Origin of the sequence: Nitratireductor aquimarinus (genome assembly GCF_017255295.1) — a bacterium.
In the GTDB taxonomy this organism is placed as follows: Bacteria; Pseudomonadota; Alphaproteobacteria; order Rhizobiales; family Rhizobiaceae; genus Nitratireductor; species Nitratireductor aquimarinus.
This window is the reverse complement of record NZ_JAFKDE010000003.1, coordinates 130,731-151,063: the sequence shown is the minus strand read 5'-3', so window position 1 is coordinate 151,063 and position 20,333 is coordinate 130,731. Positions and strand designations below refer to the sequence as shown.

The 20,333-nt window shown below is 60.2% G+C and carries 18 protein-coding genes and 3 tRNA genes; 6 read left to right on the top strand and 15 right to left on the bottom strand.

The genetic code is table 11. The features are described from left to right. Window positions 1-308 precede the first annotated feature (308 nt). On the top strand, window positions 309-1,226 hold the full coding sequence (locus JYP46_RS05380) for an SIR2 family NAD-dependent protein deacylase (protein ID WP_236042115.1): 918 nt from the start codon (window positions 309-311) through the stop codon (window positions 1,224-1,226). A 904-nt stretch (window positions 1,227-2,130) separates the two neighbouring features. Here JYP46_RS05380 and JYP46_RS05375 read toward each other — a convergent pair. After that, a tRNA-Gly gene (locus tag JYP46_RS05375) sits at window positions 2,131-2,204 on the bottom strand. Window positions 2,205-2,234: 30 nt separating this feature from the next. Continuing rightward, a tRNA-Tyr gene (locus JYP46_RS05370) sits at window positions 2,235-2,319 on the bottom strand. A gap of 187 nt (window positions 2,320-2,506) precedes the next feature. Here JYP46_RS05370 and JYP46_RS05365 point away from each other — a divergent pair. Beyond that, window positions 2,507-3,355, top strand: coding sequence for a TrmH family RNA methyltransferase (locus JYP46_RS05365; protein WP_206547505.1), 849 nt, complete (start codon window positions 2,507-2,509; stop codon window positions 3,353-3,355). Window positions 3,356-3,427: 72 nt separating this feature from the next. On the opposite strand, the gene JYP46_RS05360 is transcribed toward JYP46_RS05365, so the two are convergent. From JYP46_RS05360 to JYP46_RS05345, 4 genes are all read right to left on the bottom strand, one after another. Further along, a complete protein-coding gene (locus JYP46_RS05360) occupies window positions 3,428-4,339 on the bottom strand; it encodes a Csu type fimbrial protein (protein ID WP_206547721.1) in 912 nt (303 codons plus the stop codon). 146 nt (window positions 4,340-4,485) lie between these two features. Then, entirely contained in the window at window positions 4,486-6,891 is a 2,406-nt protein-coding gene (locus tag JYP46_RS05355; RefSeq protein WP_222473923.1) for a fimbria/pilus outer membrane usher protein, read from the bottom strand. Beyond that, a complete protein-coding gene (locus JYP46_RS05350; RefSeq protein WP_206547504.1) occupies window positions 6,860-7,576 on the bottom strand; it encodes a fimbrial biogenesis chaperone in 717 nt (238 codons plus the stop codon). Before JYP46_RS05350 ends, JYP46_RS05355 begins: the two co-directional genes overlap by 32 nt. Before the next feature lie 20 nt (window positions 7,577-7,596). Next, window positions 7,597-8,082, bottom strand: a complete 486-nt coding sequence (locus JYP46_RS05345; protein WP_425523540.1) for a Csu type fimbrial protein — start codon at window positions 8,080-8,082, stop codon at window positions 7,597-7,599. 654 nt (window positions 8,083-8,736) lie between these two features. Between JYP46_RS05345 and JYP46_RS05340 the strand changes: the two genes are divergently transcribed. Beyond that, on the top strand, window positions 8,737-9,108 hold the full coding sequence (locus JYP46_RS05340; RefSeq protein ID WP_206547503.1) for a hypothetical protein: 372 nt from the start codon (window positions 8,737-8,739) through the stop codon (window positions 9,106-9,108). A 25-nt stretch (window positions 9,109-9,133) separates the two neighbouring features. Here the strand turns inward: JYP46_RS05340 and JYP46_RS05335 are convergent. Then, window positions 9,134-9,209: transfer RNA gene (locus JYP46_RS05335), tRNA-Thr, on the bottom strand. Window positions 9,210-9,370: 161 nt separating this feature from the next. Here JYP46_RS05335 and JYP46_RS05330 point away from each other — a divergent pair. Together JYP46_RS05330 and JYP46_RS05325 are read left to right on the top strand one after the other, a co-directional pair. Next, window positions 9,371-10,144, top strand: coding sequence for an NAD kinase (locus JYP46_RS05330; RefSeq protein WP_206547502.1), 774 nt, complete (start codon window positions 9,371-9,373; stop codon window positions 10,142-10,144). Between the two features lie 163 nt (window positions 10,145-10,307). Continuing rightward, a complete protein-coding gene (locus JYP46_RS05325; protein ID WP_206546256.1) occupies window positions 10,308-11,750 on the top strand; it encodes a DEAD/DEAH box helicase in 1,443 nt (480 codons plus the stop codon). A 91-nt stretch (window positions 11,751-11,841) separates the two neighbouring features. Here the strand turns inward: JYP46_RS05325 and JYP46_RS05320 are convergent, their stop codons facing one another. From JYP46_RS05320 to JYP46_RS05285, 8 genes are all read right to left on the bottom strand, one after another. Next, a complete protein-coding gene (locus JYP46_RS05320) occupies window positions 11,842-12,168 on the bottom strand; it encodes a TfoX/Sxy family protein (protein ID WP_206546257.1) in 327 nt (108 codons plus the stop codon). Window positions 12,169-12,177: 9 nt separating this feature from the next. Then, window positions 12,178-12,558: a Fe-S cluster assembly scaffold SufA gene (gene sufA / locus JYP46_RS05315; protein ID WP_206547501.1), complete on the bottom strand. Its 381-nt coding sequence runs from the start codon at window positions 12,556-12,558 to the stop codon at window positions 12,178-12,180. Window positions 12,559-12,656: 98 nt separating this feature from the next. Beyond that, entirely contained in the window at window positions 12,657-13,055 is a 399-nt protein-coding gene (locus tag JYP46_RS05310; protein ID WP_113156319.1) for an SUF system Fe-S cluster assembly protein, read from the bottom strand. 5 nt (window positions 13,056-13,060) lie between these two features. Next, a complete protein-coding gene (locus JYP46_RS05305) occupies window positions 13,061-14,302 on the bottom strand; it encodes a cysteine desulfurase (protein WP_206546258.1) in 1,242 nt (413 codons plus the stop codon). Between the two features lie 159 nt (window positions 14,303-14,461). Beyond that, entirely contained in the window at window positions 14,462-15,733 is a 1,272-nt protein-coding gene (sufD, locus tag JYP46_RS05300) for a Fe-S cluster assembly protein SufD (protein WP_206547500.1), read from the bottom strand. Between the two features lie 9 nt (window positions 15,734-15,742). Then, window positions 15,743-16,498: a Fe-S cluster assembly ATPase SufC gene (gene sufC, locus JYP46_RS05295; RefSeq protein WP_090326477.1), complete on the bottom strand. Its 756-nt coding sequence runs from the start codon at window positions 16,496-16,498 to the stop codon at window positions 15,743-15,745. A gap of 27 nt (window positions 16,499-16,525) precedes the next feature. Beyond that, complete coding sequence (gene sufB, locus JYP46_RS05290; protein ID WP_090326480.1) at window positions 16,526-18,049, bottom strand: Fe-S cluster assembly protein SufB; 1,524 nt, start codon at window positions 18,047-18,049, stop codon at window positions 16,526-16,528. A gap of 183 nt (window positions 18,050-18,232) precedes the next feature. Beyond that, window positions 18,233-19,396 (bottom strand): cysteine desulfurase family protein, encoded by a 1,164-nt coding sequence (locus tag JYP46_RS05285; protein WP_206547499.1) that lies wholly within the window; start codon window positions 19,394-19,396, stop codon window positions 18,233-18,235. Window positions 19,397-19,656: 260 nt separating this feature from the next. Between JYP46_RS05285 and JYP46_RS05280 the strand changes: the two genes are divergently transcribed. Further along, window positions 19,657-20,331, top strand: a complete 675-nt coding sequence (locus JYP46_RS05280; RefSeq protein ID WP_113155319.1) for an alpha/beta hydrolase — start codon at window positions 19,657-19,659, stop codon at window positions 20,329-20,331. Window positions 20,332-20,333: the final 2 nt, after the last annotated feature.

The window sequence follows — 20,333 nt, the reverse complement described above, 5'->3', positions numbered from 1 at the left end:
CGTGGCTCTGTTACTTCCCGACAGGTACACTCTCGAGCTTGCCTCAGCTGAATAGCAAATATCCCGAAGAACGGCCGTTCTGGGGCCATCAGGTGACTGGCGGGTAGCTGACATTTGGTTGGTACAGAATACGTCGATGCTTACGGCCCAGACACGACAGTTGACGACACTTTTTCCGCCGCGCTGCAGCTTTACAAAAGCCGTCCTTCTTTGCACCGCTCGGCATCTAAACGCGGCTCGGCTGTTGCAAGCCGCAGGCTGACACGCCAGAGTTGATCCGATTATCGGAAAACTGAAAGAGCCGTAAATTGAGCGATTACGTTGAGATTGCGTATGCCGCAGCGGCAAAGCGCCTTTGTTTGTTCACAGGAACGGGCTTCTCGAAGGCACTTAGTGAGAATAGTGCACCGGGTTGGCAAGAACTGCTTGAAGCAATCTGTGACCAACATGTTGGCAATGAGAGCTTCAAGGAAGCCCTATTCCCTACTGACGGAAAGCCGTCCTTGAATTTGGATGAGGCAGCACAGGTTATTAACATAGAGCTATCCAAATCGAAAAAGTCCATCCATGACGAAATTGCAAGCTTAATTGGAGGAATTGACCTTTCCGGCTCTCTTCCAGAGACAGAAAAGTTTTTCAAGGAACGCGAGTTCAGGGTTGTCACGACCAACTATGACAAGTTGGCTGAGGATCTGGCTAAGACTGACTGCCAATCGCTTTCACCGGGTCGTCCGGTCCCGAGATCCAACAGCCGCGTTAAAGTACTTCATGTTCACGGCTCAATAGACGTCCCGCGCAGAATGGTGGTAACGGCCGACGACTATTTTACATTTTTGAACTCAGATTCATATTTCTCTAGAAAGCTAAGCACTGTTCTACATGAAAATACAGTTGTTATAATAGGTTATTCATTAGGTGACACAAATTTGAAGGCAATACTAAGTGATTACAGAGGATTTGTTCGCTCCCATACCGTAAGTAATAGTATCTTCTTGGTGTCGCGAATTGAAGTTGATCAGAGTATTATTGACTATTACTCAAATTGCTACGGAATTCGAGTAATTCAGAAAACTGAAGTTGAATTTTTTTTCAAAAAAGTAAATGAAAAATTAAACAGGCTGAAGACTGCCTCGAAAAATCTGTTTCAGAAATCAACAAGGTTCTCTTTGAAGGTCATAGTTTTCCAGAAAAATTCCTCAACGCAGAAAGCTCGTTCTATCAGATAGTATCCGCAATTGGTGCTATTGGGGCAAGTTTGGAAGAAAATGCCGTCGTCAATACTTTTGCGGATATTATCTCCAAGAAGAAGGAATTGACCAGCCAAACCGGAGCTTGGCCGCAGTATGTGCAACTTGCGTCATGGCTAACCTACCTAGGCAGCCTCATTGACGTCAGAGATACTGCTCTCGAAATAATTTACTTGGATTCTGTAAAGTTCTCCATGGAAACAATGAGCAAGAGAATGGCACGGGGCTACTCTTGGCACGCGTATAAGGTCTGGGATGCTCGATGGTCCTCTTTGACCGCAGACAATAGGGCGCTTGTGGCCAACTACATAGAACAGAAGTCCAGCGACCCAGACGCCGCAGAGATCGTGTCACGGCCTTAGAGTTTTCTGAGTTTGTTTGGTGTGGGAGCGGGTTTCCACGTCAGCAGCAGGGGTTCCAGAAGGTTCCGGCAGGTATATGCGAGTCGGTCGCAACCGACTCTCGCACCAGGCGAGACGGATGACCGATCCCAGCCCCTCTCTGCCATTGCTGACAATGGTATCGAATGGCGGCTTCCGAGCCCCATATCGAAAGGTTTAAACGACTGGGATGGGCGCGCAGCATTACTGCCATTAGGTCAGCTCCCCGCAATATCCAGCACCACCCTATCAGGACCGCCCCGCCCCCCCCCCCGGTTAATTGACGCCCTCCACGCGGTCCCAAACCAAGGTTGCACATTCCGACCCCCGCGCTTGGGATGACTTCTAAGTAGCGCCCGCCCGTTTCTGCTAAAGCTCCCCCGTTCCACAGCGCGACCGGCGAGGGCCACTTCATTCTCAAGCCAAAACCAGCCGCCTCGCGAACCCAGAGACACGGCAAGCAAACGCAATCACAAAATTCAGCAATTTTTGAGGAGATAACCTGGAGCGGGTAGCGGGAATCGAACCCGCATATTCAGCTTGGAAGGCTGCTGCTCTACCATTGAGCTATACCCGCCGGGTTCGTTGCGCTGGCTCTGGGAGACGGTGGTGGAGGGAGCTGGATTCGAACCAGCGTAGGCTTAGCCAACGGATTTACAGTCCGTCTCCTTTAACCACTCGGACACCCCTCCGTTTCCGTCAGAGCTCAGCGACGTGGCGTGAACTTCGTGTGGGCAAATCGCCCCGCTCAGTCCCGCAATGCGCGCCTTATGCAGAGACCGCTTCGAAGTGTCAACCGCCTGTCGCAAATCTGGTGTCAAAAATTTTCAGAACGCAAATCCTGTTTCCACAATCGCCCGGCGCGCCTATAGAGAACGCATGAGCGACGATCAGAATTCAAAGACCCCGAAAGACAGCCATTACGCACGCCTCCGGCGGGCCCACAGGGACCGTACGCAGCAGAAGAACGGCGATGGCAAAAGCGATTCCCGACGCGGCGAAGGCCCGCGCGACGGCCTTGTGCGGCTTTATGGCCTGCACACGGTGCGCGCCGCCCTCGACAATCCACAGCGCCGAATCAAGCATATGCGCGTCACGCGCAACGCCGCTGCCCGGCTGGAGCTGGGCGAGCCCTCGGCCCTGCCCTTCCCCGTGGAGATCGTCGAGCCGCGCGCCATCGATGGCCTCACCGGGCCGGACGCGGTGCATCAGGGCGTTCTGATCGAGGCGGAGCCGCTGAAACCGAGGCCGCTCGGCGATCTGGAAGGCGCAGGCCTGGTGCTGGTGCTCGATCAGGTCACCGATCCGCACAATGTCGGCGCGATCATGCGCTCGGCCGTCGCCTTCGGCGTCAACGCGCTTGTCACCACGGCGCGGCACAGCCCCTCCGAATCGGGCGTGCTCGCCAAGGCCGCCTCCGGCGCGCTGGAGCACATCGACCACCTGACCGTGCGCAATCTGGCCGAGGCGCTGGAAGAACTCTCCGCCGCCGGTTTCCAGACCATCGGTCTCGATTCGGACGGGCCGGACCAGCTTGAGGCCACATTCGCCGCAGACCGCATCGCACTGGTTCTGGGCGCGGAGGGCAAGGGACTCCGGCAGAAGACGCGCGACACCGTCACCGCACTCGCCCGTCTCGACATGCCCGGCGCAATCCGCTCGCTCAACGTTTCCAATGCCGCCGCCGTGTCGCTCTATGCGGCGCGCCAGTATCTCGGCAGCCGCTAAATCGCCCCGCGTCCTCCCGGACGCGCAAAGGACGATCCGGTTCATTTATGGAGCATCGGATTAATCCGGTGCTCAATAGGTAACGGTCACGACCACCGTGTCCGTATAGGTTCCCGGCGAAGGCGTCGTCTGCGGCGGCACGCGGCCATAGACGGTCAGCACCTGCCCGCTGCCGCTACCCGTGCCGGGCACCGCCTCGCCCGGAATGGCGGCCAGCCCCCAGGGCAGGCTGCGCGCCGCATCCTGATAGAGCCCGTAAGTCACCGTTTCGCTTCCCTTGCTCATCAGCCGCGCCGCCGGCGGCGCTGCGGCCTGCCCGCCATCGAGCCCGACCGTGTAGGCGGTGCCGGGCGTACAGGTCACCGTAACCCCGCCTGTCGTGTCCACATTGCCCGTCAGAACGCCATGGGCACCGAAATCCAGATCCTGCGTGGCGACGAGGCAATTGTCGGCAATGGAGGCCGAAACGGTGAAGGACGGGGACGCCGTCTGGCCCGACAGGTTCGAACAGTCGCTCAGAAGCGTGTAGCGGTAGATGAAATTCACATCCGCGCCTGAGAAGGCGGACAGATAGGTTCCCGCCGGCACGGTCGACTGGCTGCCGAACACCTGACCATAGAGCGTGAAACTCGCCGATCCGCTGCCCAGCACGCCGAGTGTGAGGTCGAGCGTCGGCGGCGTGGCGGCGAAGCCCCAGAAATAGGAACCCCACACCGCCGTGCGCCCGGCGTCGGAATAGAGCTGGTAAGCGAGTGTGTCGCCGCCGCTCGCCATCTGCCGCGCAGAGACGGTCGCGCCGCCGCTGCCCGCACCAATGCTCGGACAGATCAGGATACGCGTGAGCGAAAGGCCGGTGCAGTTCACATTGATCGTGGCCGTCCCGTTCACCGCCCCGCCTGAAAGCGTGTCGACCGCGCCGAAACTCATGTCGGAGATGGTGAAGTTGCAGCTTTGCGCACGCGCCTGCGAAAGCGCGCCCAGCATGAAGGCGAGGAAGAGCAGAGCTGCGAGAAGCGCCCTTTCCCGGCCTGGAGGGTTTTCGCTTTTCGGCAGATCGCGAAAACGCTCCAACATATTGTTTTTACGTAATTTTGGACAGAAAACCGGTTCCCCCTTTTTCTGAAATTGCTCTAGCGGCATGGCACCGCCTCCAGCTGCACCTGCTCGCCCGGCTGTGACCGATAGGCGAAGGAGGCAGCGCAGACCTGCCCATCGGGCAGCTCGATGCGCACGGCGTTCTCCCGGCCAAGCCCCGTCAGATAGGTCGCGCCATCATAGCCGATGAAGAAGGCGTGGCCCTGAAACGCCCCGACCGATCCGACGGGAAGCGACGCGCCTTCTCCATCCACGAATGAAACGAGCGCGCCACGCGCCTGCCGCTCAATACCGAAGGCAACCGCAACCCCGCCCTTGCGCGGCGGCACGGCGCTCGTCGCAGTCATCGGGATGTCCGCATCGAGCGGCAGATCCGCCGGGTCGATGGAGAAGGCGTTTTCCTCATTCGCCACCAGATCGGGAACGAGCAACCGCCCCCACCGGTCGCTCGTTCCGACGGGACGGTTTTGATGGGAAACCGAAACACCGGGCGCGCCGGTATCGACAACGGCAAATGCCCCATCAATGCGGTTTGCGACAAATGCCCCGCCGCCTGCCAGAACCAGAGCGCCATCGAGCGACGCTTCGGCCTGAAACGCGTCGTCGCGCTGATAAAGCGCGCCCTCGATGCGCCCGTGCCGTCCGCGATAGCTGAGCGAGGCGGAACGCTCGGAACGCCCGCCCTCCACGCTTCGCAGACGCCAGCCGAAATTCCCCTCTTCACGCGTTTCCTGCCGGGAGAGCTGCGAGACCAGACGCGTGCCATCCGGGCGGCTTTCAATGCCGCTGGAAACGTTGAAGTTTTCTCCAAAAGCGATTGAAATTCCGCCGAAAACGCCAAAATTCTCTTTTTCCTCGGCATCAACAAAACCGGTGAGATAGAAATTGCCGCGACGGGCTATGCGCCGGCTGTAGGACAGCGAGAGAATGCGGCTGCTTTCGCTGTGTGCATCCTCGATATGCGTATAGGAGAGGCTGAGGGTCGAGGGATCGAAGCGCAACGGGATGCCGAGCGATATCTGGTCGATGGCGCGCGGAACGCCGGCACCCAGCCAGCGGGCTTCCAGATCGCCATTCACCGGCAGCGCCGTGACCGATGCGATATCGTGATACGCGCCGAAGCTGCGTTGCAGCCGCCCACGCAGCGACCAGCCCTCAAAGCCCAGCTCCACCGATCCGTTGACGAGACCGCCGCTCTCACCATCGAAATGGCTTGCCGCAGCCGCGAGAGAGGCAGCGCCATAAGGACCGATGGGAAAGGCGATGCCCGCACCGCCATTCACCAGCCCGCCCCCGCCTTCCACATGGCCTTCCAGCGTCAGCCTGTCGGTGAGGCCGTAGCGCATGCTGGCCGACGCCATCAACCGGCTGTCGTAATCGGAGGAGCGGCTGCCGAAGGCGCGGCGGGGAAAGCCCGCCTCAACCGAGAAGTCGAACAGTCCGCGCCGCAACAATCGCGTCGAGGCGTAGAAAGGCAGTGTGGCCTCGGTCTCGCGCCCCTGCGCATCGCGCAGGACGATGCGTGCCGACCCGGCGCCGGAAACAGCCGGCAGATTGACCAGTTCAAACGGACCTTCATCGATAGCGCCGGAAAAGCGGCGCGTGTTGTCGGCGTAGACTTCAAGCGTCGATGGAACGGCCGCCGTGCCCGAAAAGGATGGCAGTGGCAGCGTGACCAGATCAGGGCGCAGGCCGAAATTGCGCTGCAGCTGCACGCCGCCCAGATAAACGGGCCGTGTCCAGGCCAGACCGCCGCTCACCAGATCGCCGGCGCGCCAGGTCAAAAGGCGCTCGTCGTCATCGCGGGTCCAGCTGGTCGCAAGCCGTGTTAGCCCATCGAGCTGACCATCCGTATAGCCGGCGAGAAACGATTGGCTGAACGTGCCGTGCGGACTGAAGAGCCGCGCCTCGAAACTGCCGGAGACGCCCTTCAGAAGCCCGGTCTGCCCGCGCTCGAATGAGTGCGAGGTGGCAAACAGCGCGTAGTTCAAAAGCGCCCCATAGATGGAGCGACCGGCCTTGCGTTCGTCATCGGCATCCTGCGACAGATCCAGCGTTCTGGCAGCGCGCCCCTCATGCCCGACTGTCACAAACAGTCGCTGCCCGGCCTCATCCACCGCAACAACAAGATCAGGCAATTCATTTAAAAGAAATAGGTTTTCTCCGAATCTTGAATCCCCGCGTGGCTCGATACCCACCTCACGCAGCTCCTGCCCCGTCGCCGCCAGCTCGCCGGTCGACAGCTCCTTGAAGTTCCCGATCATCCCGACCGGCCGCTCATTGATGAACACTTCCAGATAGAGCTCGCGAACCACCTCCACGAGCCCGGGAGCAGCGCCGGAGAAAGCACCGCCCTCGCTGGCGCTGACGGGCTTGCCAACAAGCCCCAGCGCGATGGTGAGAAGCGCACTAGCGGCGCTGTATGGCCAGACTGGTTTCAATGGGACCGAGATGGCTTTGCGCCCGCATCACAAGCGGCCCCGCGCCAACCCTTCCACTTGTCCTGATCGGCCACTGCATGCTCGCGCCGCCAAGCACGTAACCCGTCAGGCCCTCATCCCGCCCAACCACACCGCCACCTGAAAGCAGCACGACGTCGGCAAGCCGCAATCGTGACGCGCCCTGATTGCGGGCAACCAGCAGAAGCTGCCCGTCCATCCGCACCAACCCCAGCGCGACCCGCGCCGGTGCAGCATCGGGCGCGCGGAAGAAAACCGGGATGGAGTGCCGCACCACAAGATTGACTGCCCCGGCCCGTCGCTTTGCCGGGTCGGGCAATTGATCCACCACGACGCGATAACTCTCCTCCCCGCGAACAGGCGTCCGGGCGGTGCGCACCACACGTATCGTGTAATCGACACCCGGCGAAAGCTGCGTTGCCGGGGGACTCGCAACGACATCGCGCGTGGGTTCGAAACGATCCTGACCGCCGGACTGACTCCAGCGAAAAACGCGCACCTGAACGTGCATGGGCGCAGCCGCATCATTGCGCAGCCGCAGCACGGCCGCGCTATCGGGCGCAATCAGGTCGAGCGTGGTCGGCGCGACACGCAGACTGCCAGCCGAAGCAGCGGATATCTGCAACGCAAGGAACAGGACAACGAGACAACAAAAACGCATTGGCATTCCGGTCTCCCCTGGCAATCCTAATAGGTCACGGTCACCGTCACCGTGTCGGCATAAACGCCAGCGCCGGGCGTTGCCTGCGGCGGCACCCGGCCATAGACGGTTAACGCCTGCGCGTTTCCATTGCCCGTCCCCGTCACCACGTCGACACCGGTCGTGTCTCCCCACAAAACGGAACGCGCCGCATCCTGATAGAGCCCATAGGAAATGGTTGCCGACGCGGGACCGGTCATCAACCGTGTCGCCACGGTTGCACCCGACCCCGCGCCGGCATCCAGCCCCACCTCGTATGGCGTGCCATCGGTGCATTGGATGGAAATCGTGCTGCTCTGATCGATATTGGCGTCAATGACACCCTGCGCCCCAAAATCGAGGCTTCCGACGGATACAATGGTGCATTCGGCCTGAATGGTGATCTGCACGTTCAAGGTGCTGGTCGCAGTCGCCGCCTGCGCCACAACGCCACCTGCCCAGGTCAGGAAGGCGGCTGATGAAACGAGCAATATGCAGATCCTACGCACGCTGGCTCCTCTTGGTCACGGGCGCGTTTTGCTGCCGGACTAACGGTGGCTTCGCCAAGAATTACGTATTGAGGAGAAAGTAATGCGATTCGCCCAAAAGTAGAAAAATAAATTTGTCAGCTAACGTTATCTACCATGGCGCGATATTTGGATTGATATACAACATACGGAAAATTCCACGCAAGAACATTCATGGGGATCGATCACATCGATACATTCGATTGCGCTCGGTCCCGAGATATTTCGAAAACTCATTTCAAATTGCAAAGGACGAGTGGCGGTCCCTCAAAGCTGTCCGACTGAGAAACCCAAACCTCGGCCACGCCATGCTGGTTGACACTCTGCAGTTACCGGCGTTCAACACCTTCGCTGCGCGATACCGCACAGGACAGCCGAAGAATTCAAGACAATTCCGGCAACCATCCACGCCAGAAGCAACGAGCATGAACGCAACCTCCTCCCTGAACCTGACCCGGCTTCAAGAACTTCTCACGCCACTATGGATTTGCGGACTTATCAATCAGATTGAGTTTTGTTGCGGCCTGCCGCATTGCCTCAACGGCTCCCAACGAGGGGTTTCCCGCGCATAGACCGGATATTTCGACATAAAGCTGGACCTCTGGAGTGCTCCAGAGGGCGATGAAGGTTTTGCGAGGTCGGCTTCTCTTATGTCGTCGTCCTGATGAACCGCCTCATGAGAACGACAAACGGCAGGACATCCTCCTTAAGAAGCCCAAGGTCATCGCTAAACGAACCTTCCCTTCTGTGGCGGGCGATCTCGGCATCATGATAGGCGACGATCAGGTCCTCATGCGCAGCACCAAGCTCTTCGCAATTGAACCCCATGAGTTCGTCAGCGGTGTAGTGTTTTATCTGAGCGGGTCGCGCCCGGACGTAAAAGGCCAGAGCGAGCGCAGAGGCGCAAAAAAGCAGGCCGAATCTCGATACAGTCGGAGAACATACCGGACCGCACCCAAAATCCGGGTGAGGAAACAATCGGAGCAAAGCTAGCAAAAACAAAGCGAGAAGGTTGGAATGGTGCCCCCGGACGGACTCGAACCGCCGACCCCCTGATTACAAATCAGGTGCTCTACCAACTGAGCTACAAGGGCATCCGGCGATGCGTTAGCACAATCCGCGCTCAAGTGAAATCAAAACTGGCGACAGCCGGTTGCGATCCCCACATCAATGCAGCCGCATATGCCTTTGCACGCGTTCGCACGCATGCTAACCGATAGGCTCCTGCCTCAAGTTCAAGGGCCCTTAGATTACCATGACCCGAAAGCCGATGGCCCTTTCCTTCGTCTGCGCCGACACCAAGGATGCACAGGAAGCTGCAAAGCGCCTGTCCGCACTCTACGGCCAGGAGCGCCCCGAAGACGCGGATGTGATTGTCGCGCTGGGCGGCGATGGCTTCATGCTGCACATTCTGCGCGAAACCATGGGAGCCGGGAAACGCATCTATGGCATGAACCGTGGCTCCATCGGCTTCCTCATGAACGAATACCGTGAGGACGGGCTGCGCGAGCGTGTGGCGGCGGCCATTCCCGAAACGGTGCGACCGCTCCAGATGATCGCCGTGGATGCTGACGGCAACACGGTGAAGGCGCTGGCTGTGAACGAAGTGTCGCTTCTGCGTCAGTCCTACCAGGCCGCCAAGATCCGCATCGCCATAGACGACAAGGTGCGGCTTGAAGAGCTGATCTGTGACGGCGTGATGGTGGCGACGCCGGCCGGGTCCACAGCCTACAATCTTTCCGCGCACGGCCCGATCCTGCCGCTGGACGCGCCGCTTCTGGCGCTGACGCCGGTAAGCCCGTTCCGCCCGCGTCGCTGGCGCGGGGCGCTTCTGTCCAACCAGGCGACCGTGCATTTCGACATTCTGGAGCCGGGAAAACGCCCCGTAAATGCGGTTGCGGATCATACGGAGATCAAATCCGTCGTCTCCGTGACCGTGCGCGAATCGCACGATGAGACCGTTACAGTGCTTTTCGACGAGAGCCATTCTTGGAACGAACGCATCCTCTCAGAGCAGTTCCGCTATTGAACAATAGGTGACTTTACGGCAAGCCATCTGTTGACATCGGGCGCTCCAAGCCGTACGCCACCTAGGATTCGAGGCTCCATGCCTTATGAGGCGGCATCAGGCCGCAGAAACCAAAGACAGCCGAAACGTGCCAGCAGAAGAACAAGACACCGCTCAGGAAGCGTTGACATTTTCCGATCTGGGCCTGTCCCAAAAGGTCCTCTCCGCCGTGACCGACGCGGGCTATACGCAACCAACCCCGATCCAGGCGGGTGCGATACCGCATGCCCTGGCCGGCAAGGATGTGCTGGGCATCGCACAGACGGGCACCGGCAAGACGGCCTCGTTCGTTCTGCCGATGCTGACGCGCCTCGAGCGCGGCCGTGCAAGAGCACGCATGCCGCGCACGCTCATTCTGGAGCCGACGCGCGAACTTGCCGCCCAGGTCGAAGAGAATTTCGTCAAATACGGCAAGAATCACCGACTGAACATTGCTCTTCTGATCGGTGGCGTTTCCTTTGAAGAGCAGGAAAAGAAGCTGGAGCGCGGCGCCGATGTGCTGATCGCGACGCCCGGCCGCCTGCTGGATCACTTCGAACGCGGCAAGCTGCTACTGACCGGCGTCGACATCTTCGTGATCGACGAGGCGGATCGCATGCTCGACATGGGCTTCATCCCCGACATCGAGCGCATCTGCAAGCTGATTCCCTTTACGCGTCAGACGCTGTTCTTCTCGGCCACCATGCCGCCGGAGATCACCAAGCTGACGGAGCAGTTCCTGCAGGCGCCGGTACGCGTCGAGGTCTCCCGTCCGGCCACCACCGCAACCAACATCACGCAGCGCTTCGTCAAGAGCGGTTCCAAGCCGTGGGACAAGCGCGAGCGGCTGCGCAAGCTTATCGACGATGAAGGCGAGACGCTGAAAAACGCGATCATCTTCTGCAATCGCAAGAGCGAGGTTGCGACCCTGTTCCGTTCGCTGGTGCGTCATGAATATGATGCAGGCGCCCTGCATGGCGACATGGATCAGCGCGCGCGCATGACGATGCTGGAGAATTTCCGCAAGGGCAATCTGAAGCTGCTCGTGGCCTCCGATGTTGCAGCACGCGGTCTCGACATCCCGGATGTCAGCCACGTCTTCAACTTCGACATTCCCACCCATGCCGACGATTATGTGCACCGCATTGGCCGCACGGGTCGTGCAGGACGCAAGGGCGCTGCCTTCACGCTGATCACCAAAGCGGATCGCAAATATATGGATTCCATCGAAAAGCTGATCGGCCAGGACGTCGAATGGCTGGACGGCGATCTTTCGACGCTTCAGGCTGACGAAAGCCCTGAAGAGGAGAAGCGCGGACGCGGCTCCAAGCGTGGCGGCAAGAAGGATGCCGGCGCGAAGGAGAAGCAGGGTTCTGCACAGAATTCCGGGCAGGACACCGACAGGAAGTCGCGCAAGGAAGAGATCAAGTCCGACAATGCCGAGCGCAAGGCAAAGCAGGACAGGCCCCAGCAGGACCGCTCCGAGCAGCGCCGGGACAACAGGCGCAAACCGCGTGAAGAGGAAAACACGGTCGTCGGCTTTGGCGACGACGTGCCCGCCTTCATGAAGATCCAGGTCAAGACCTGACCCGATCCGGTCTTGTGACGAATTGAAAAAGCCGCCGCTGGCTCCTGCCTGCGGCGGCTTTTCTTATTGCGTGATGTGTCTCTTGCGCCTGTCAGCGCTTTCGGCTTCTGAGGCCAGCCTGAAAGGCCCGTTGCGCCCAGAGCGCCATCTCGTCGGGATCATCAAGGGCAGCGTCCGGAATGGACCAGTAAGGCATGGCGACAGGCCCCCGCCCCTTATGGCCCTCATAGACCCACTGGCGGCAACCGGCCTCGGCGAAATCAGCCGCGCTTTCCGCATCAGCCTTCAGAAGGATTTCGCCGCTGACCTCCAGAGCGAAGACGACACCCTGATGATAGATGCCCTTCCCGCCAAACATGCGTTTTATGGAAACGGGCCCAAGCCCGGCGAAAAGATCGTGGATCGCATCATCGTCCACGGCGGCGCGTCAGGCCGCGCCGCGCGCTTCGGCAAGCGCTTTCAGGTCTGCCGGCTGAAGCTCGATGGATTCACCGCAGCCACAGGCCGATGTCTGGTTCGGGTTGTTGAAGGTGAACCCGGTGCGCAGCTTGGTGACCTCGAAGTCGAGCTGCGTGCCCAGAAGAAACAGTGCGGCTTCCGGCGCGACATAGACATGCGCGCCTTCATGTTCCACATGGTCGTCCTTGAGGTCCGCCTCGGTGACGAGGTCCACCGTGTATTCCATGCCGGCGCAGCCGCCCTTCTTGATGCCGACACGCACGCCCTTCGCACCCTCACGGGCGGCAACGATATCGCGCACGCGGCCTGCCGCCGCGTCGGTCATGGTCATCACTTGAAATCGGCTCATAGAATTCTCCGTTCACGGCGAGTGAAAGGCTCGCGGAAAGGCCCTGTCTTCAAGATGGGCAAGATGCGTGGCTCTTGCAAGGGCCACGCCTCACCTGCTCAGTACCAGCCAACAGCGAACTGGGCTTCCTCGGACATGCGATCGGGCGTCCATGGCGGATCGAAAACCATGGTCACTTCCACATTGCTGACCCCCTCGACCGTGCTGACGGCGTTCTGCACCCAGCCGGGCATCTCCCCGGCCACGGGACAGCCCGGAGCGGTCAGCGTCATATCGATCTTCACCGAGCGATCATCCTCGATATCGACCTTGTAGATCAGGCCGAGCTCGTAGATGTCGGCGGGGATTTCCGGATCGTAGACCGTCTTCAGCGCGCTGACGATGTCGTCTGTCAGGCGAGCAAGCTCTTCCTGCGGAATGGAAGACGTTTTGGCTTCCGTCTCCTGCGGGGCCGTGGCCTCGACCGTCTGGTCCGTATCCTGCGGTGTGTCAGTCATCTTGTTCACCCGAAAAAACGCCGCGCTTTCTCAAGCGCTTCAGCGAGGGCGTCGACCTCCTCGCGCGTGTTGTACATGCCGAACGACGCGCGGCAGGTCGAGGTTACCCCGAAATGTTTCAACAGCGGCTGCGCGCAGTGCGTTCCTGCCCTGACGGCGACGCCCGAACGGTCGATCACCATGGACACGTCATGCGCATGAATGCCCTCGATCTCAAACGAGACGATGGCGCCCTTGTCCGGCGCATTGCCGAAGATGCGCAGCGCGTTGATGCGCGACAGCTGCTCATGCGCATAGCGCACCAGATCAGCCTCGTAAGCCGCAATCGCCTCACGGCCAACGCCTTCGATATATTCAAGCGCCGCGCCAAGCCCGATCGCCTGCACGATGGGCGGCGTGCCGGCCTCGAAGCGGTGCGGCGGATCGTTATAGGTGACACTGTCGAGCGTCACGTCCTCGATCATCTCGCCGCCGCCCTGGAAGGGCCGCATGGCTGCAAGGCGCTCTTTCTTGCCATAGAGCACGCCAATGCCCGAAGGCCCGTAGAGCTTGTGCCCGGTGCAGACATAGAAATCGCAGTCGAGCGCCTGCACGTCGACCGGCAGGTGGACGGCGCCCTGGCTGCCATCGACCAGAACCGGAATGCCGCGCTCATGGGCGATGCGGATGATTTCCTTCAGCGGCGTGACGGTGCCAAGCACATTCGACATATGCGTAATGGCGACGAGCTTCGTACGGTCGGTGAGCGTCTTCTCGAACGCCTCGACCGTGAGCACGCCCTGCTCATCGACCGGAATCCAAGCGAGCTTCGCGCCATGGCGCTCGCGCAGGAAATGCCAGGGCACGATGTTGGAGTGATGCTCCATGATCGACAGAACGATCTCGTCGCCCTCGCCGATATTCGGCATCGCATGGCCATAGGCGACGGTGTTGATCGCCTCGGTGGCCGACTTGGTGAAAATGATCTGATCGGTGCTTTCCGCATTCAGGAAGCGCCGGACCGTTTCACGCGCCTTTTCATAGGCATCCGTGGCGGCGTTCGAGAGAAAGTGCAGGCCGCGATGAACATTGGCGTATTCATTGCTGTAGGCATGCGTGATCGCATCGATCACCGCCTGCGGTTTCTGCGCGGACGCGCCATTGTCGAGATAGACGAGCGGCTTGCCGTACACCTCTCGCGCCAGGATGGGGAAATCCCGGCGAACGGCTTCAACGTCATAACGCATAGTGTCGACCTTCTGGTCCATTTCGAACCCCGCGTGCCCGCCCCTCGCTCAGAAAGGCGGGCGTGAGTGGTTTAGGATTAGCGCATCGGCCCGAAATTCGGAATCGATTTTCGGAAAGCACGATGCGTAGATCCAACAGGTTAGAGCGTCCTTTGTGCGTCCGGATGGACGCACGGCGCTCTAGCCGTGCTCGGCGAACCAGTCGACCAGTCTGGCCTCCAGCGCCTCGATCACGGTTTCATCCTCGAGCTCTTCGATCACCTCGGCCACGAAGGCCTTGACCAGCAGACCGCGTGCGGTCTTCTCGTCGATGCCACGCGCCATCAGGTAGAAGAGGTGCTCCTTCTCGATATCGGTCACCGTCGCGCCGTGGCCGCAGGCCACATCGTCGGCGAAGATCTCGAGTTCCGGCTTGGAGGAGAAACCGCCATCATCGGACAGCAACAGCGTGTTGCAGGCCATCTTGGCGTCGGTCTTCTGGGCGATCTTCGCAACGCGGATCTGGCCCTGAAACACGCCATTGGCCTTGCCCGTGACGACATTGCGGAAGGTCTCGGTGGAGACCGTGTCGGGCGCCAGGTGATCGAGCACCATGGTCACGTCGCAATGGGTCTCGCCGCCAAGAAGGTTCACGCCACGAAGCTTGAACTCGGAGCCCTCGCCCCGCGCCTCAACCTTCACTTCCTGGCGAACCAGTTTACCGCCGCTGTTCAGGATGAAGAGCGTCAGGCTCGACTCCTTGCCCAGCGAGGCCGTGAACTGGCCGAGATAGGCCGCATCGTCCGGCTGTTCCTGAAGCAGGATCCAGAACACATGCGCGCCATCGGCAACGTCCAGATGCGTGACGGATGATGCAAGCGCATCGCCGACGCCGGTCTGGCGCTCGATGATGGTCGCCCGCGAGCCGGCGGCCGCATTGACCACGAAACGGCCATGCACCTGACCGCCCGCATGGATATTCTGAAGCTCGACCGGACGGCTGAGCTCCGCGCCTTCGGCGATATCGAGCCAGTAGCCATCAGAAACGAAAGCCGCGTTGATCGCACCAACGGCGTCGAACCGGTCGGAGGCCGTCAGCCATTCGGCAGAAAGCGCGCCTTCCTGAAGCTTGTCGGCCAGCGTGGCGATGGTCAGGCCTTCCGGCCCGGCGGCACGGCCATGCGCTGCACCATTCAGCACAGGCAGGACCAGCGCGTTTTCGATCAGCGGATCAACAGCCTCGGCATTGGCGACCGGCTTGAAATCCGGAACAACGGACAGAAGCCGGCGCAGATCGGTGTAGTGCCAGGCTTCGACGCGGCGCGTGGGCAGGCCCTGCTTGAGAAGCTCGAGCGCCTCATCGCGACGGACGGTGACATCGGCATCGCCGGGCAGGTCAGAGAAACGGCTGGAATAGCCGTTGACCAGCGCCGTTTCGGCCTCCGTCAGCGTGTTTTGAGCATGAAGGTTCATCTCGTCACCTCAAGCGGCTGCGTCGATGACGCCGGCGTAACCGTTCTTCTCCAGCTCAAGCGCCAGATCCTTGTCGCCAGACTTGATGACCTGGCCGCGGTAGAGAACGTGAACCGTGTCGGGAACGATGTAGTCGAGAAGACGCTGGTAGTGGGTGATCACCAGCACGGCGCGATCCGGCGAACGCAGGGCGTTCACGCCGTCGGCGACGATCTTCAGCGCATCGATGTCGAGGCCGGAATCGGTCTCGTCGAGAACGCAGAGTTTCGGCTCCAGAAGCTTCATCTGCAGGATTTCGGCCCGCTTCTTCTCACCGCCGGAGAAACCGACATTGAGCGGACGCTTGAGCATGTCCATGCTCATCTCCAGCTCGTCGGCTGCGGTGCGAACGCGCTTCAGCATCTCGGGGATCTTCAGCTCTTCCTCACCGCGCGCCTTGCGCTGCGCGTTGATGGCGGTCTTGAGGAACTCCATCGTGGCAACGCCCGGAATTTCGAGCGGGTACTGGAAGGCAAGGAAAATGCCGGCGGCGGCGCGCTCGGCCGGATCCATCTCCAGAATGGACTCGCCATTGTAGAGAATCTCGCCCTCGGTCACCTCATAGTCGTCACGACCGGCGAGGATGTAGGACAGCGTGGACTTGCCGGAGCCGTTCGGCCCCATGATCGCGGCCACTTCGCCGGCCTTAACGGTCAGGTTGAGGCCACGGATGATCTCGGTGCCATCCTCGGCGATGCGGGCGTGCAGGTTTTTGATCTCAAGCATGATTTTTTCCAAACAAATGCGCCGGCCTCAGCCGACCGAACCTTCAAGCGAAATACCGATGAGCTTCTGCGCCTCGACGGCGAACTCCATCGGCAGTTCCTGGATGACGTCCTTGACGAAGCCGTTGACGATGAGCGCGATGGCCTCTTCCTCGGGAATGCCGCGCTGCATGACGTAGAACAGCTGATCCTCGGAAATCTTCGACGTGGTCGCCTCGTGCTCGAACTGCGCCGTAGCGTTCTTCGCTTCGATGTAGGGCACCGTGTGCGCGCCGCAGTCATTGCCGATCAGCAGGCTGTCACACTGGGTGAAGTTACGGGCGTTGGCCGCCTTGCGGTGCGCCGAAACCTGTCCGCGATAGGTGTTCTGCGACTTGCCGGCGGAGATTCCCTTGGAGATGATGCGGCTCGACGTGTTCTTGCCCAGATGCAGCATCTTGGTGCCGGAATCGATCTGCTGATGGCCGTTGGAAACGGCAATCGAGTAGAACTCGCCGCGGCTGTTGTCGCCACGCAGGATGCAGGACGGGTACTTCCAGGTGATCGCCGAACCGGTCTCGACCTGGGTCCAGGAGATCTTGGAGTTATTGCCCCGGCAATCGCCGCGCTTGGTGACGAAGTTGTAGATACCGCCCTTGCCCTCGGAATCGCCCGGATACCAGTTCTGGACCGTGGAGTATTTGATCTCCGCATCATCCAGCGCAATCAGCTCGACCACAGCGGCGTGCAGCTGGTTCTCGTCGCGCTGCGGCGCGGTGCAGCCTTCCAGATAGGACACATAGGCGCCCTCTTCCGCGATGATCAGCGTGCGCTCAAACTGGCCGGTGTTGCGCTCGTTGATGCGGAAATAGGTCGATAATTCCATCGGGCAGCGCACGCCCTTCGGCACATAGACGAAGGAGCCATCGGTGAAGACGGCGGAGTTCAGCGCAGCATAATAATTGTCCGACACCGGCACGACCGATCCCAGATATTTCTGGATCAGCTCGGGATGCTCGCGGATCGCCTCGGAGATCGAGCAGAAGATCACGCCGGCCTTGGCGAGTTCTTCCTTGAACGTGGTCACGACCGACACGGAATCGAACACCGCATCAACCGCAACGCGACCGGAGCTGTAGACATTGTCGCTCGGGTTTTCGTCCAGCTCACTCGGCTCGCCCTGCTTGCGAACGCCGGCAAGAATTTCCTGCTCCCTCAAGGGGATACCGAGCTTTTCGTAAGTCTTGAGCAATTCCGGATCAACTTCGTCCAGCGACTTCGGGCCGGTCTGGTTCTTCGGCGCTGCGTAATAGTGCAGATCCTGAAAGTCGATCTTGGGATAGCTGACGCGCGCCCAGCTCGGCTCTTCCATGGCCTGCCAGCGCTTGTAGGCGTTCAGCCGCCACTCCGTCATCCATTCCGGCTCTTCCTTCTTGGCCGAAATGAAGCGGATGATGTCTTCGTTGAGGCCCTTGGGGGCCAGCTCGCTCTCGATGAGCGTCTCGAAACCATATTTGTACTGGTCCACATCGATCATGCGGACCTGATCAATCGTCTCCTGCACGGCAGGCATATGCGTTCTCCATCCATGCCGGGGTCAAGACCCGGCCGTCTTCAAAATTGAGCACACCGTGATTGCCTTGCGGCAACCCTCATGTAGTGCATCGGAGCAGATGTTTCATCCGGTCACATATTAAATATGTGTCTTTTTCTCCATTTTAATCTGCATCAGTTCCATTTTTCTCACAGCGCCGCCTCAGGCGGCCTCGGAAGCGCCCTTGCGCCGCCGGGCGATATTGGCCAGCGCCGCATCGAAAAGTGCCAGTTCACCCTCGCCCGTCGCGTGCCCGATGGAAACGCGCAGCGCACTGGCCTGATCACCAAGCCCCATGGCTTCAAGCACGTGGCTTGGTCCCACACGCCCAGAAGAACAGGCGGATCCCGCAGACAGGGCCACACCGCCAAGGTCGAAGCCGATCTGCGCTGTCTCGGCCTTGGTGCCGGGGATCGAGAAGAAGCTGGTGTTGGCAACGCGCGGCGCGCCCCGGCCATGGATCACGGCATCGGGTACATGCGCCAGAATGGCAGCCTCGAAACGGTCACGCATGGCGGCAAGCGCATCGATGCCAGACAGTTTGCCGAGCGCCTCGGACGCTGCTGCGCCAAAGCCTGCGATAGCAGCCAGATTCTCCGTGCCGCCGCGATGCCCCTTCTCCTGCCCGCCACCATTGATCAGCGGTTCAGGCATCATCAGGTCAGCGCTGCCGACGATGGCGCCTGCGCCCTTCGGGCCACCGATCTTGTGCGAGGAAAGAATAAGATAGTCTGCATATCCCGCTGAAATATCGAGCGGAATCCGACCGGCAGCCTGCACCGCGTCGATGACGACCACCGCGCCTGCCGCCTTTGCGATACGGCCGATATCTTCAAGCGGCTGAATGATGCCGGTTTCATTGTTGACCGCGTGCACGGCGACCAGCGGAAGCCCTTCGCCGCGATCATGGGCGGCGAGCTTCGCCTCAAGATCGATCAGATCGACCAAGCCGTCAGGACGAACGGCTATCGTATTGATAGCGCTGGCGGAAAAGCGCCCGCCCTTCAAAATGCAGGGGTGATCGGCGGCACTCACGTAGAGCGCAGAGAAGGTCAGCGGCGCACGCCCCATCGTCCAGCGTGGAGAGAGAAGCGTTGCCGCAGCCTCGGTCGCACCGGAAGTGAACACCACATGGGCGGGCTCTCCGCCGACGAGTGCTGCAACCTGTCGGCGCGCAGTCTCGAGAACACGCTTGGCGGCACGCCCCTCGCTGTGAACGGACGAGGGATTCGCAGGCATGGCCAGTGCATCAAGCATGGCCGCGCGCGCGCACTCAAGGAGAGGCGCACTGGCGTTGTAATCAAGATAAGCACGGGCTGCCGACATTGATTTTCCGCTTTTCTCCGCGAATCCGACGTCTGCTTTACGCCTTCTTGGCCAAACTTGGCCTCAATGGCGTAATTTCCTTGAATTTTTAGGGCGAGCCGTCCTATCTACCCGGCTTGCCGACATGATGGACGCGTTGCGTCTGTCATTTTTGAATAATTCTAAACTAGCTTCTATGGAGGCGTCGGCGTCGCGTCAAGGGTAAGGAACATAGTTCCTTGTGCAACCCGAAGCGCTGCGACGCCCAATGTGGAGTACTCATGCCTGAGGTCATTTTCGCCGGACCGGCCGGACGCCTGGAAGGACGCTATCAGCCGTCCAAGGAAAAGAACGCTCCGATCGCGCTCATCCTGCACCCGCACCCACAGTTCGGCGGCACGATGAACAACAAGATCGTCTACGATCTTTTCTACATGTTCCAGAGCCGCGGCTTCACCACGCTTCGCTTCAACTTCCGCGGCATCGGCCGCAGCCAGGGCGCATTCGACCACGGCACCGGCGAATTGTCGGATGCAGCGGCGGCGCTCGACTGGGTGCAGACGCTCCATCCCGATTCGAAGAACTGCTGGATCGCCGGCTACTCGTTCGGTGCGTGGATCGGCATGCAGCTTCTCATGCGCCGTCCCGAGATCGAGGGCTTCATGTCCATCTCGCCGCAGCCGAACCTCTACGACTTCTCGTTCCTCGCCCCCTGCCCGTCTTCGGGCCTGATCATCCATGGCGACGCCGACAGGGTCGCGCCGCCGGCAGACGTTCAGGGTCTCGTTGACAAACTGCAGTCGCAGAAGGGTATTACGATCACCCAGAAGACGATGCCCGGCGTCAATCACTTCTATACCGACCAGATCGACAACCTGATCGGTGAATGCTCGGATTATCTCGACCGCCGCCTGCGCGGCGAGCTGTCCGAGCCCCGCCCCAAACGCCTCAAGTAAAC

What these genes read in the sequence shown, in the direction of transcription:
- JYP46_RS05340 (WP_206547503.1), top strand. Translation starts at nt 8,737, where the DNA reads ATGAAGGTTTTGCGAGGTCGGCTTCTCTTATGTCGTCGTCCTGATGAA.
- JYP46_RS05330 (WP_206547502.1), top strand. Translation starts at nt 9,371, where the DNA reads ATGACCCGAAAGCCGATGGCCCTTTCCTTCGTCTGCGCCGACACCAAG.
- sufA (WP_206547501.1), bottom strand. Translation starts at nt 12,558, where the DNA reads ATGAGCCGATTTCAAGTGATGACCATGACCGACGCGGCGGCAGGCCGC.
- JYP46_RS05310 (WP_113156319.1), bottom strand. Translation starts at nt 13,055, where the DNA reads ATGACTGACACACCGCAGGATACGGACCAGACGGTCGAGGCCACGGCC.
- JYP46_RS05305 (WP_206546258.1), bottom strand. Translation starts at nt 14,302, where the DNA reads ATGGACCAGAAGGTCGACACTATGCGTTATGACGTTGAAGCCGTTCGC.
- JYP46_RS05365 (WP_206547505.1), top strand. Translation starts at nt 2,507, where the DNA reads ATGAGCGACGATCAGAATTCAAAGACCCCGAAAGACAGCCATTACGCA.
- sufD (WP_206547500.1), bottom strand. Translation starts at nt 15,733, where the DNA reads ATGAACCTTCATGCTCAAAACACGCTGACGGAGGCCGAAACGGCGCTG.
- JYP46_RS05360 (WP_206547721.1), bottom strand. Translation starts at nt 4,339, where the DNA reads ATGCTGGGCGCGCTTTCGCAGGCGCGTGCGCAAAGCTGCAACTTCACC.
- sufB (WP_090326480.1), bottom strand. Translation starts at nt 18,049, where the DNA reads ATGCCTGCCGTGCAGGAGACGATTGATCAGGTCCGCATGATCGATGTG.
- sufC (WP_090326477.1), bottom strand. Translation starts at nt 16,498, where the DNA reads ATGCTTGAGATCAAAAACCTGCACGCCCGCATCGCCGAGGATGGCACC.
- JYP46_RS05350 (WP_206547504.1), bottom strand. Translation starts at nt 7,576, where the DNA reads ATGCCAATGCGTTTTTGTTGTCTCGTTGTCCTGTTCCTTGCGTTGCAG.
- JYP46_RS05280 (WP_113155319.1), top strand. Translation starts at nt 19,657, where the DNA reads ATGCCTGAGGTCATTTTCGCCGGACCGGCCGGACGCCTGGAAGGACGC.
- JYP46_RS05285 (WP_206547499.1), bottom strand. Translation starts at nt 19,396, where the DNA reads ATGTCGGCAGCCCGTGCTTATCTTGATTACAACGCCAGTGCGCCTCTC.